Consider the following 13,053-nt stretch of genomic DNA (forward strand, 5'->3'; position numbering starts at 1 on the left):
AGGTTCCCCGCGTTTGCGTTCATGTCGCACATGTCGCAGCATGGTGCCGGACGGGGCGATAGCGAGGGAGGGCGACGATTTTCGGGCTGATTTTCGGGCTGTTGAAGCGGCTGTGGATCCCGCTACTTGTGCTCGTGGTAATCGTTACCGGTGGATTTGCAGTGTCACGACTGCACACCGTTTTCGGCTCTGAGAAACGCCCATCATATGCCGACACTATGATCAATGAAAGTAAAAGCTTCAACCCCAAGCACATGACGTATGAAGTCTTCGGACCACCGGGGACCATGGCCGACATCAGCTACTTCGACGTCAATACTGATCCGCAATTTGTTCAGAGGGTTAGTTTGCCTTGGACCTTGCAATTCGAGATCAGCAAGGCGACCGCCGTGGGAAGCATCATGGCGCAGGGCGATAGTGACAGCATTGGCTGCCGGATCACCGTAGACAACGAGGTCAAGGCGGAGAAGGTCTCGAATCAGGTGAATGCCTTTACGTCCTGTCTCCTGAAGGCCGCATGAGCCAGGAGAATATCGACAAAGAGCAAGTCACCCGGCCACGAATTGCGTCGTTCATCCGCCGGTTTTCGCTGCTGATTATTTTGGGCTGGGTGGCAGTCACGGTACTTGTGACAATCGCGGTGCCCCCGTTGGAGGTTGTCGAAAGAGAGCACTCGGTATCGCTGAGTCCTTCGGACGCCCCGTCCGTCATAGCGATGACGCGGATGGGAGAACTTTTCCAGGAATCCAATTCCGAAAGTGTGGCGGTAATCGTTCTCGAGGGTCAGGAACCGCTCGGCGACGATGCTCACGAATACTACGATCGCATAGTTGCACAATTAAAAGAGGATCCGAAACACGTTCAGCACGTCCAGGATTTCTGGGGAGATCCGCTGACTGCCGGAGCTGCACAAAGTGCAGACGGTAAAGCCGCCTACGTCCAATTGAACCTCAACGGTCGGTTTGGACAAGCTGAGGCCAACGAATCGGTGCAGGCCGTCCAGAACGTCGTGAAGCGCAATCCGCCGCCACCCGGAGTCAAAACGTACGTAACCGGCCCAGCGGCGATCGTTGCAGATATGGGTCAGAGCGGAAACAGGACAATCCTTCTGATCACCGCGGTCAGCGTCGGCGTGATCTTCCTGATGCTGCTCCTGCTGTATCGCTCATTCCTTGTCGTCGTCATTTTGTTGTTAACGGTCGGATTAGAACTGCAAGTGGCCCGGGGAATCGTCGCCTTCCTCGGTCTGCACGGAATTGTTGGGCTCACCACTTACGTCGTCAATCTGCTGGTGTCGGTCGGCATCGCCGCTGGAACGGATTACGGGATATTCTTCGCCGGGCGATACCAAGAGGCGCGTCAGGCCGGCGAGGATCGGGAGACGGCCTACTACACCACCTACCGTGGGGTCGCCAAAGTCGTCCTGGCGTCCGGCGCGACGATCGCAGGAGCGATTGCCTGCCTTAGTTTCACCCGGCTGCCTTACTTCCAACCCCTGGGTGTCCCAGGCGCGGTCGGCATCCTGGTCGCAGTTGCGGTCGCGCTCACCCTCGTGCCGGCAGCTATCGCGGCCGGCAGCCGGTTTGGTGTGTTCGACCCCAAGCGGCCGGTCGTGACACGTCGCTGGAGGCGGGTAGGAACGGCCGTCGTCCGGTGGCCCGCACCCATTTTCGCCGCAACAGCCGCAATTGCGCTCATCGGACTATTGACGCTGCCCGGCTACAATCCCAGCTACAGCGACCAGAAATATATCCCCCAAGACATTCCCGCTAACCAGGGTTTCGCGGCTGCATCGCGGCATTTTCCCGAATCGCGAATGACCACGCCCGATCTGTTGGTGGTCGAGGCGGACCATGATATGCGCAATCCGTCGGATCTGTTGGTGCTGAACAAACTCGCCAAGGCGGTGTTCGCTGTTCCAGGAATTGCGAATGTGCAATCCATAACTCGGCCTGAGGGCACCCAAATAGAACACGCCTCGATTCCATTTATGCTCAGCATGTCAAATGCCAGTCAACGACTGAGTCTGCCGTTTCAGAAAGAGCGCATGGAAGACCTTCTGAAACAGGCCGACGAGATGTCGACGACGATCGGCCTGATGCAAAGCATGTACGACTTGATGCAACAGATGGTCGATACCACACATCGCACTGTCACGACCACCCACGAGGTCGAGGAATCCACTATTGAGTTGAGGGACCACGTCGCGGATTTTGATGACTTTTGGCGGCCTATCCGCAATTACTTTTACTGGGAACCGCACTGCTATGACATTCCCATCTGTTGGTCGCTTCGGTCGATATTTGATGCACTCGACGGCGTCAATGAGATAACCGACAAAATGCAAGTGCTCGTGAAGGATCTCGATCAACTGGACGCGCTCATGCCGCAGCTGCTCATCCAGTTCCCGCAGATGATTGCGACGATGGAGAGCACGCGCGCCATGATGCTGACCATGCACAGCACCATGTCGGGCATTTTTGCCCAAATGGACGACTCGAGCAACAACGCGACAGCCATGGGAAAGGCCTTCGACGCCGCAAATAACGATGACTCTTTCTATCTGCCGCCCGAGGTCCTGAATAACAAGGACTTCCAGCGGATCATGAAGATCTTCCTGTCACCGGACGGGAAGGCCGCACGCATGTTGATCTCCCAAAGGGGCGATCCCGCGACGCCGGAGGGAATCTCGCGGGTCGAGCCGATACGAACGGCGGCTGAGGAGGCGCTCAAGGGCACCCCACTGGAAAGTTCAAAACTCTACCTCGCAGGCACCGCTGCCGGAGTCAAAGACTTGGTGGACGGATCCAAGTACGACCTCTTGATCGCTGGGGTCGCGGCACTCTGCCTGATTTTCATCATCATGCTGATAATGACGCGGAGTTTCATCGCCGCGTTGGTCATCGTCGGTACGGTCGCGCTTTCCCTGGGCGCCTCCTTCGGCCTTTCCGTACTCGTCTGGCAATATCTCCTCGGCCTGCAAATAAACTGGGTCGTGTTGGCCATGTCCGTCATTGTGCTGTTGGCGGTTGGATCCGATTACAATCTGCTGCTCGTATCGCGGATGAAAGAGGAAATATCCGCGGGCATAAACACCGGGATCATCCGGGCGATGGGCGGCACAGGCAAAGTCGTGACGGCCGCCGGTTTGGTGTTCGCGGCCACCATGGGGTCCATGATCGTCAGCGACCTGCTCACCATCGGCCAGGTGGGCACCACGATCGGTCTCGGTCTGTTGTTCGACACGCTGGTGGTGCGTGCGTTCATGACGCCGTCCATTGCCGCGCTGTTGGGTCGGTGGTTCTGGTGGCCCCAGCGAGTCCGCCCTCGCCCCGCCAGCGCCATGCTTCGGCGGATAGGCCCTCGCCCGCTGGTGCGATCGCTGCTGCTGAGGGATTAGCGACGGCCATATGAGCACCGAGCACAACCGGCCGCCGTTCATCGCGCGGACCATCCGCGGGTTTGCCCCTCTCATCATCGTTGCTTGGGTCGCAATGATTTTGGTGGTGACACTGGCGTCGGTCGGCTGGAACTGGAAGTCGGCAATCCCCGCGCTGGAAAAGGTAGGGGAACAGAACTCCGTCTCGCTGATGCCCGATGATGCGCCTGCGGCGCAGGCCATGAAGCGCATGGGCCAGGTGTTCAAAGAGGCCGACTCGGATAGTTCCGCGATGATCGTGCTAGAGGGTCAGCAGACACTCGATGACGATGCGCGCCAGTACTACGCCGGATTGGTTCGCGCGTTGCGAAACGACCCAAGGCACGTCGAACACGTGCAGGATCTGTGGGGCGATCGACTCACCTCCTCGGGCGTACAAAGTCCTGACGGCAAGGCTGCATATGTGCAGCTGAATTTGGCAGGCAACCAGGGCACGCCCTTGGGCGACGAGTCGGTGGCCGCCGTACGCGCGATCGTGGATCGCACGCCGCCCCCTGGCGGGGTAAAGGCGTATGTGACCGGCGCGGCGCCGCTGGCTTCGGACATGCAGCACAGCGGGAACAGATCCATCCTGAAGATCACCGCGGTAACCGTCGTGATCATCTTCACGATGCTCCTGCTTGTCTACCGCTCGATCGCCACGGTGATTCTTCTGTTGACCATGGTTGGCGTTGAGTTGGCGGCGGCGCGCGGAATAGTGGCGTTTCTCGGGCACAACGATGTCTTCGTGCTCTCGACATTCGCAATCAACATGCTGGTGTTCCTCAGCATCGCGGCCGGAACCGATTACGGCATATTTCTTTTCGGTCGTTATCAAGAAGCGCGTCAGGCCGGGGAGGATCCGGAAGCGGCCTACCACACCATGTACCGCGGGGTCGCCCCCGTTGTCCTGGCGTCCGGCCTGACGATCGCCGGAGCGATCTTCTGCCTCAGTTTCGCCCGACTCCCTTACTTCCACACCATGGGCATCCCGTGCGCAGTGGGTCTACTCGTGGCAGTCGCGGTCGCCGTGACACTGGTTCCCGCAGGGATTGTGGTGGCCAGCCGATTTGGGCTCTTGGAACCCAAACGCAAACTGCGGGTTCGTAGGTGGCGCGGAATCGGTACGGCGATCGCCCGCTGGCCCGGGCCCATCCTGGTCGCGTCGTGCGCGGCTGCGCTGGTCGGACTGCTGGCGCTGCCCGGTTTCAAAACGAGCTACAACGACCGGGCATATATTTCTGGCGACATTCCCGCCAACGTTGGATTTGCGGCCGCCGAACGCCATTTCTCGCAGGCGCGGCTGACGCCCGACATCCTCATGGTCGAGGCGGATCATGATATGCGGAACCCGACCGATTTTCTGGTGCTGAACAGGCTGGCCAAGGCCGTCTTCAAAGTCCATGGAATTTCTCGGGTGCAAGGAGTGACCCGGCCGGAGGGAACGCCAATTGCAAATACATCCATACCGTTCCTGCTGAGTTTGCAAAGCGCGGGCCAAGTCGAAGCCACACGGTTTCAACGGGGTCGTATCGACGACATGCTGAAGCAGGCCGACGATATGACAACGATGATCAATTCGATGCAGCGCACGTACGACGTGATGAGACAGCTGGCCGCCACTACTCATCGCATGGCCGGGCATATGCGTGAAATTCAGCAGGTCGCGGACTCGTTGCGGGGCAGCATCGCACTGTTCGACGACTTTTTTCGGCCGATCCGAAATTACTTCTACTGGGAGCCGCATTGCTACGACATTCCGATCTGCTGGTCCTTGAGGTCGATATTCGATGCATTCGACGGTGTCGACCAGATTGACGACAAATTGGCGATTCTTGTCGACAACATGGATCAATTGGATGCGATCATGCCGCAGCTGCTCGCCCAGTTCCCGCCGTTGATCGCGACGATGCAATCCATGCGGACCATGACCCTCACCATGCACAGCACCATGTCAGGGTTGTTCGCCCAAATGGACGAGGCGACCAAGGACACCAGCGTCATGGGCCAGGCTTTCGACGATGCCAAGAACGACGACTCGTTCTTCCTGCCGCCAGAAGTGTTCGACAACCCCGACTTCAAGCGCGCGATGGATTCTTTTCTGTCCCCCGATGGGAAAGCCGCGCGATTCATCATTTCCCACAATGGTGATCCCCTGTCATCAGAGGGCATCGCTCGAATCGAGCAGATAAGAACGGCCGCCGAGGAAGCGCTCAAAGGAACTCCGCTGGTGAACAGCAAGATCTATCTTGCCGGCGCCGCGTCGACGGCGAAGGATTGGCGCGACGGCTCCAAATACGACCTGTGGATTGCAGGCATTGCAGCGCTGTGTCTTATTTTTGCCATCATGTTGATCATCACGCGGAGCTTTATTGCGGCGCTCGTGATCGTCGGTACGGTGGCGATATCGCTGGGCGCATCGATTGGAATGTCGGTTCTGATATGGCAGTACATTCTGGGAATCAACTTGCACTGGATAGTGCTTGCGATGTCCGTGATCATCCTTTTGGCGGTGGGGTCGGACTACAACCTGTTACTCGTCGCACGAATGAAAGAGGAGATCGCGGCCGGTATAAACACTGGCCTTATCCGCGCGATGGGCGGTACCGGCAAGGTCGTCACGACAGCAGGTTTGGTGTTCGCAGCCACCATGGCTTCAATGGTGGTCAGCGACTTGCAGATTATCGGTCAAATCGGTACGACGATCGGCTTGGGCCTGCTGTTCGACACGTTGATCGTGCGCTCATTCATGACGCCGACCATTGCCGCGTTGCTCGGACGTTGGTTCTGGTGGCCGCAACGAGTGCGACCCCGCCCCGCGAGTGCCTTGCTGCAGCCGTACGGGCCGCGCCCGCTCGTGCGTTCCTTACTGCATGACGAGCGGCGCCAAGACTAAGGGCTACAAAGCAGTTGCGCCGATCCGATCAGTACTTGACGCAGCTGGTCAGCATCTGCTGGAAAACCGGCAAGGCCTGATCAATCCCGGGGTAGTTCTTGACCTGGTTCAGCAGATTCACGCGTTGATCCGGTGACGAACCAAGGAACACCCGCACGAATTCATAGTTTGCCGGGTACTTGTCCATGTACTGCACAGCCATCGGATTCTCGGTCCTCAAGGCAGTGATCGCTTGATCGTACGTGCAGGTAGAGCCGACCATCGGACCGAGATCCGGATCTGCGGAGGCGACCCCAGCTCCTGCGGTCAACGACAATGTCAGACCGGTGACGGCGACGCCAAGTCCGGTCAACGACAGTTTGAACATGTGCCCTCCTTGGAACCGACTACTCCAACTCTAACCGTCCAACAAAGAACTAAACCCGGCCTGCCCAACTTCGAACGAAAGCTCTACTACTCGTATCTGTCGGCGATTCCGTTGTGTTACAGCGGAATCCGGCAGGGCAGGCTGCCCGTTACCTGACAACCAAGATTTGCTCGGAGAGAACACTGGCGCGAATGTCGCCGGGTGTACATACCCGTGACGATCGTTGCGCTGTTGCCAAATATGAACTTTCATGACAAAGTGCCGGATTGTCGCGACACTCGGGTTACTACCGCTGCAACAGGTCCAACAGGTAACGACCGTATCCCGACTTGAGCAGTTCCTTGCCGCGCGCTGCAAGCTGCTCGTCGTCAATGAACCCGACGCGCCACGCAATCTCCTCAGGCACCCCGACTTTCAGGCCCTGGCGGCGTTCAATGGTGCGAACGAAATCGCTGGCGTCCAAAAGCGAATCGAAGGTGCCTGTGTCGAGCCACGCCGTCCCGCGGGGCAGCACCTCGACAGAGAGCTGATCCTGATTGAGGTAAGTCTGGTTGATCTCGGTGATCTCGTACTCGCCGCGAGCCGATTTTCGAAGCGATCGTGCGATCTCTATGACGTTGTTGTCGTAGAAGTACAACCCCGGCACCGCATAATGGGACTTCGGTGTGAGGGGTTTCTCCTCTAGTGACAGCGCTGTGCCGTCGTCGGCGAACTCCACCACACCGTATGCCGACGGGTGGGCTACCCAGTATGCGAAAATCGCTCCACCGCTGACGTTTTCGAATCTGCGAAGGCTGGTGCCCAATCGTGGCCCATAGAAGATGTTGTCACCCAACGCAAGTGCCACCGTGTCGGGGCCAACGTGGTCAGCGCCGATCACGAAGGCTTGCGCCAGCCCCTCGGGTTGCCGCTGAACGGCGTAGCGCAAGCTGACGCCAAAGGCCGAGCCGTCGCCGAGCAGCCGTTGGAACGCAGGGGCATCAGCCGGTGTGGTGATCACGAGGATGTCGCGAATGCCGGCCATGATGAGCGTGGACAACGGATAGTAGACGAGCGGCTTGTCGTACACCGGTAGCAGCTGCTTGCTGACACCCATCGTGATCGGATGCAGCCGAGTGCCAGAGCCGCCGGCGAGAATGATTCCGCGCATATGTCCCCTATCCGACGAAAATCAAGGATTCGCTGCGTTCGGTGGCGTGGGGCTCTTTAGTTTGTCGTGGCGAAACACACGCGCCATTTTATCGCGAATCGCTATATCGCTTGCGACGAACCGGCGGCGCCGATGTGCTGATCGTCCGCCGTGATCCTGTCGATTCATATTGTGCTTAACACGGCCAGGTGCACTTCGGGCCCGTACATTGGCTGCCCCAATCTCACGCGTGAGGGTCGTTGAACGACACATGATAAACGCGATCAGGAGATTTTTCGCATCTGACCTCGGAAGTGGACACCGCCTTGTGTGCCCCCGGGCTCACCTGTATTGCGTTTGCTAGATGGATCCCGGCCGTCATTTCATGTGTGATAAACCGCATATCGAGTTCTCCTCGGTATGAGCTGTGTTGACGCCTGCGTATTCGGTGACATTGATGTCGGGGTCGGTTGGATCGATGGCCCCCGGCAGGCGAACGAATGAGAGATAATTGACCGACAGCAACTGACGGTCGTCTACGAATAAACGTATATCGGGGAGGGGAACCGTCGTGAAACTCGCGATGGCAAGCTACGGGACTCGCGGCGATATCGAACCGGCCGTCGCCGTCGGTCGCGAACTCCAGCGCAGGGGCCACGACGTGTGCATGGCCGTCCCGCCCGACCTGGTCAGCTTTGCCGAGGCGGCTGGCCTTGCGGCGGTTGACTACGGGCTGCAGGTGGAGCCGCAGCTGGACGCCTACCGCGACTTATGGACGTCTTGGAGCCGCCACTTCTGGAGGATTCAGGACCTGATCGCGTTGTCCCGCGAAGCTTTGAAGATGGTTACCCAGCAGTGGGCCGGATTGAGCACGACGCTCATGTCGCTCGCGGCCGGGGCTGACTTGCTTTCGACCAGCGTGGGTTACGAGCAGCCCGCTGCCAACGTCGCGGAGTATTACGACATCCCGTTGGTCGCCCTGCATACCTTTCCATGGCGGCCGAACGGCCGACTATTTCCAATCGTGCCACCGCCGTTGACGCGCTCTGCAATGACGGCGTACGACTGGCTCGCCTGGCGGCTGACAAAGGCGGCTGAGGATGCGCAGCGGCGTGAACTCGGCCTGCCGAAGGCGAAAGGTCCCTCGCCGCGGCGGATGGCTGAACGCGGGTCGCTGGAAATCCAGGCCTACGACGAGGTTTGCGTGCCGGGCTTGGCAGCCGAGTGGGCGAATTGGGACGGTCGACGTCCCTTTGTCGGCGCGCTCACGATGGAGTTGACCACCGATGCCGATGAGCAGATCACCTCGTGGATTAATGCGGGATCACCGCCGATTTGCTTTGCTACCGGCAGCATTCCGGTGGAATCCCCCGCCGACACGCTCGAAATGATCAGCGCGGCCAGCGCGCAGTTGGGCGAGCGGGCGTTGGTGTGTGCCGGCGGGACCGATTTCAGCGACGTGCCGCATTTTGACCACGTCAAAGTCGTGGGGATGGTCAACTACGCGGCAGTCTTTCCCGCCTGCCGTGCGGTCGTACATCACGGTGGCTCGGGTACCACCGCGGCGAGCCTGCGTGCCGGAGTCCCCACGTTGATCCTCTGGACAGTCGGAGATCAGCCGTTCTGGGGAAATCAGCTCATCCGATTGAAAGCGGGTGCCTCCCGGCGCCTTTCGACCACTACCCGCGAATCGCTGGTCGCCGACCTGCGCCGGATCCTCACCCCGCAATACGCCACTCGAGCTCGCCAACTTGCCAACCAGATGACCCATCCCGCCGAAAGCGTTGCGAAAGCAGCCGATCGCGTCGAGGATTTCGCCCGCGCAAAGCTGTGCTGACGAGCCTGCGGGGGTCCGAAGGCGCCAGAAACGTCACCTTCGGTGTCATCCATTGCCGCCTGTTAGGCCCACGTTCCTCGGCGCCCGTGAGCAAGCGCCACGCCCTCGAAGAGCGGCCTGATGAACGTCCGCGAGAATCGGTAGAGCACATTGAAGTGACCGCGGAAATCCTCCAACGCCGTGCGGAAACCATGCTCGCTCGCCCGGTACGCCTCGAAAACGCGATCCAATGCCGACTCATCCCAGGACTCGTCCCGCGCGGCCGCGCTCAGCGCGTCGTAAACCACAGTGAGCCAATCGGTCCCGAAGGCCTCCATGACCGGGCCGCATTGACGCTGCCGCCGGAGATCTTGTTCGAGAAACTCCTCGATTGGGCCTTCATCCTCAGTCTCGAGATCGATCGGGAGGATATCGGAAATTCGCTTCATTTCCCGGCGCCAATCGTCGAGGAAGTTGACGTAGTCGACGACAACGCGTGGCAGACCGCGCGTATCCCTCTCGGCGAGGAGGTTGTATTTGAGCCACAACGCACTCGAGAGCTGCGGGGAGGCTCGCATGAATTTTGACAGCGACGCGATGACCTCCTGCGGCTCCCGCACCGCAATCACGGCCGCAACATCGAAGCCCGCAATGCACGCCGCCTCGAACCACAGGCCGGACAGCACGGATATATGCAGCACCTTGATGACCACTAGTGGCGCGGCTGGCAGCGTCTCGAGGTAGCCCACGATCTTGGCGATGAAGGCGGCGCGCTCATCGTCGCCTAATGCGCCCTTTTCCTGAAGCCGCAGCGTCGGGTCGAAATAGCTGCTGTCGTGGCGGTACAGGAATTTCTCGTTGAGATAGAGGGCCGCGCGCGGTTCCCAATAGCCACGCGGATTGCTCGCATCGGCGCCCAACATGCCTGCCGGGGGGGTGGCACCACACAGCGACAGAACCCGCGTGAGCGCAGACGTCCCCGAGCGGCCCATGCCCAATACGAACAGCACGACCGGGCGGGATGCCGTCGCCTTCTGTTCGGCGGCCGCGATCATGAGCACATCTCCAGGAGCGATCCCGCGCGCGGCGCAGAAATGCTGTGCAACGCCAACAGATACGCGAATTGGTACGGAGTGTCAGCCATATGACCCCTTATCTGGCAGTTCCCTTGATGCCACCAGTTTGGCTCGCTAACGAAACAATACTGCCGGCAGACGCGAGCCTCCCGTGATCTTGACGCAAGAGGTCTTCAGTAATATCGCTATCTTTTCGCTGGGTCCAGTCTTAGATATCTGTCGCTCACGGGGACTCGCCGAAGATGCAACCTTTGAGCTCATTTATGTTGCATTGCCGTAATCGACGCCACGCGTAGATTTATATGCTGTAAGACCCGCAATTCCGAAATCGGAGGTCATTGCTGTAATCATGTTCGCGAATGTCCGTTGCACCGGCGTGCGTTCCGGTGAGATCGCGGCCGTTGACATCTGACGAGTCGCGTGCGTTGGCATTCGTTGCGTTGCCGGCCGTACGATTGCGGGACTATGCACTTATTCAGGCTGGCGTTGCAGCCGAAGCCACCGTTCATCACCAGGCGCTATCCATACACTGATCGCGAGCGGATGCTCGACGCGCTCAGTCCCGAGCTAGCTCGACCCGTGGTTATGCGCGCCGATGACACGTCTCCCGAAGACTCCGCGCTCGGGCGCATATTTGAGGGCACCGACGGAATTCACAAGCTTCGCCACTACCTGCCCATCTACCAAGCCGTCCTCACCACCACCGAGCGAATGCTGGAGATCGGCGTGGATAGGGGTGGGTCTCTGCGCATGTGGCGGCAATACATGCCTGACGCCACCATCGTGGGGCTCGATATCAACCCCAAGGCTGCACAATACGACGACCCCGAGCGCGACATTCATGTGCGGATCGGTGACCAAACCGACATCGGCTTCCTCCGCGCCGTCGTCGACGAGTTCGGCGCGTTCGACACAGTGCTCGACGACGGCGGACACACGCCGAAGCAGATGATCGGATCGTTCCAATACCTGTTCCCGCGGCTGAAACCCGGCGGTGTGTACATCGTGGAAGACATCTGCGCCAATTACTGGACGTTGTATCGCGACCAACCCGAATCGTTTATCGACTTCACCAAATGGTTGATGGATGCTATGCATGCGCCCTACATGCAGATGACCTCCGTATATCAGATTATGGAGGGCCATGCGAAGCGCGTTAAGGACGTTGAGGTGCCGTTCGCAGCGACCGTCGTCGACAGGATCGAGGTGTTCGACTCGATGGTCGTGGTTCACCGATCAGAGGCGCCGAAGCGGCTGCCGAGGGCCGCCTTCCGATGAAGCAGCAGAATTCAGGAATGGCGGCGAGACTCTTTGCCGTGGCAGCCGATATCCTCTATATGACCATATCCTCGCCGCGAACGATAACGCTATCGCATTAGCCGCCTTGGAGATTAAATGCGCAACCTTGCAGCGGTCAGTCCCGAAGCGCATTAACTGCGCCAGCAGAGGTCTAGGCTCATCACCGGGAGCGCCGGCATTCGAGATAGGGGCAATTTCTTGACCGTGATTGATCGCGATACCCGAGCTGCATATCTGGACCTGCTCCGACAGGACCTCACCGGGTACGGCGTCGACGAGTTGGTGCCGGTGGGGTGGAACTGGCTGCACCGTCCGGTTTTCAAAGTCGGCAATCTTGTGCTCGTGCGTAAGCGCCCGTTCGATCGGCGCAAACGCGATTTGGGCCTAGATTGGCCCGCGGATGCGCTGACGATGATCGGGATGCAGAGACTCGCCAGTCTGCAGCATTGTGTGGAGACGGTGCTCGCCGACGACATCCCCGGAGATGTGGTCGAATGTGGGGTATGGCGCGGCGGGGCTTCCATTCTGATGCGCGCGGTCCTGGCGGCCTACGGGGACGAAACCCGATGCGTCTGGCTCGCCGATTCGTTCGCGGGCGTGCCACCCCCGGATTCCGCCAATTACAAAGCAGACAAAGGGGATAGGCTGCACCTCGCTGCACCTATATTGGCGGTGTCCGAAAAGGACGTAAGAGCGAATTTCGAGCGCTTCGGGCTGCTCGATGACAAGGTTCGCTTCCTCCCCGGGTGGTTCAAAGACACACTGCATGACGCCCCGATTGAACGCATTGCAGTGTTGAGGCTTGACGGCGACCTCTACGAGTCGACGATCCAGGCACTGGACGGTCTCTACTCGCGACTGTCTCCTGGGGGGTTCTGCATCATTGACGACTACCACGCGATTGACGGATGCCGGCAAGCTGTCACGGATTACCGCGCGAAGCATGGAGTGTCTGCGCAAATCGTTGAAATAGACGGAACAGGTGTGTTCTGGCGCAAGGAGTGAGTTCAGTGCACCTGGCTTGATTGCGCTACGACCGCCACATATCACCG

The 13,053-nt window shown here is 59.3% G+C and carries 9 protein-coding genes; 6 read left to right on the top strand and 3 right to left on the bottom strand.

What is annotated here, in order from left to right:
• Window positions 1–101 precede the first annotated feature (101 nt).
• The 3 genes from MYCSM_RS01595 to MYCSM_RS01605 are packed head-to-tail and all read left to right on the top strand — an operon-like array spanning window position 102 to window position 6,314.
• A complete protein-coding gene (locus MYCSM_RS01595) occupies window positions 102–521 on the top strand; it encodes an MmpS family protein (RefSeq protein WP_015304370.1) in 420 nt (139 codons plus the stop codon).
• Window positions 518–3,400, top strand: coding sequence for an MMPL/RND family transporter (locus MYCSM_RS01600; protein ID WP_015304371.1), 2,883 nt, complete (start codon window positions 518–520; stop codon window positions 3,398–3,400). Before MYCSM_RS01595 ends, MYCSM_RS01600 begins: the two co-directional genes overlap by 4 nt.
• Window positions 3,401–3,410: 10 nt before the next feature.
• On the top strand, window positions 3,411–6,314 hold the full coding sequence (locus tag MYCSM_RS01605) for an MMPL/RND family transporter (RefSeq protein WP_015304372.1): 2,904 nt from the start codon (window positions 3,411–3,413) through the stop codon (window positions 6,312–6,314).
• Window positions 6,315–6,342: 28 nt separating this feature from the next.
• Here MYCSM_RS01605 and MYCSM_RS01610 read toward each other — a convergent pair whose 3' ends face one another.
• Both MYCSM_RS01610 and rfbA read right to left on the bottom strand, forming a co-directional pair.
• Window positions 6,343–6,681 (bottom strand): hemophore-related protein, encoded by a 339-nt coding sequence (locus MYCSM_RS01610; RefSeq protein WP_015304373.1) that lies wholly within the window; start codon window positions 6,679–6,681, stop codon window positions 6,343–6,345.
• Between the two features lie 286 nt (window positions 6,682–6,967).
• Window positions 6,968–7,831, bottom strand: a complete 864-nt coding sequence (gene rfbA / locus MYCSM_RS01615; protein WP_015304374.1) for a glucose-1-phosphate thymidylyltransferase RfbA — start codon at window positions 7,829–7,831, stop codon at window positions 6,968–6,970.
• A gap of 550 nt (window positions 7,832–8,381) precedes the next feature.
• Between rfbA and MYCSM_RS01620 the strand changes: the two genes are divergently transcribed.
• Window positions 8,382–9,647, top strand: coding sequence for a glycosyltransferase (locus MYCSM_RS01620; RefSeq protein ID WP_015304376.1), 1,266 nt, complete (start codon window positions 8,382–8,384; stop codon window positions 9,645–9,647).
• A 62-nt stretch (window positions 9,648–9,709) separates the two neighbouring features.
• Here the strand turns inward: MYCSM_RS01620 and MYCSM_RS01625 are convergent, their stop codons facing one another.
• Window positions 9,710–10,681 carry a sulfotransferase family protein gene (locus tag MYCSM_RS01625; protein ID WP_015304377.1) on the bottom strand — a complete coding sequence of 324 codons (972 nt, stop codon included), beginning with the start codon at window positions 10,679–10,681 and terminating at the stop codon, window positions 9,710–9,712.
• Between the two features lie 564 nt (window positions 10,682–11,245).
• Here MYCSM_RS01625 and MYCSM_RS01630 point away from each other — a divergent pair.
• Both MYCSM_RS01630 and MYCSM_RS01635 read left to right on the top strand, forming a co-directional pair.
• Window positions 11,246–11,980 carry a class I SAM-dependent methyltransferase gene (locus MYCSM_RS01630; protein ID WP_041312988.1) on the top strand — a complete coding sequence of 245 codons (735 nt, stop codon included), beginning with the start codon at window positions 11,246–11,248 and terminating at the stop codon, window positions 11,978–11,980.
• Window positions 11,981–12,205: 225 nt separating this feature from the next.
• Window positions 12,206–13,006, top strand: a complete 801-nt coding sequence (locus MYCSM_RS01635; RefSeq protein WP_015304380.1) for a TylF/MycF/NovP-related O-methyltransferase — start codon at window positions 12,206–12,208, stop codon at window positions 13,004–13,006.
• The last annotated feature ends 47 nt before the right edge of the window (window positions 13,007–13,053 follow it).

The organism is Mycobacterium sp. JS623 (genome assembly GCF_000328565.1).
Taxonomy (GTDB): domain Bacteria; phylum Actinomycetota; class Actinomycetes; order Mycobacteriales; family Mycobacteriaceae; genus Mycobacterium.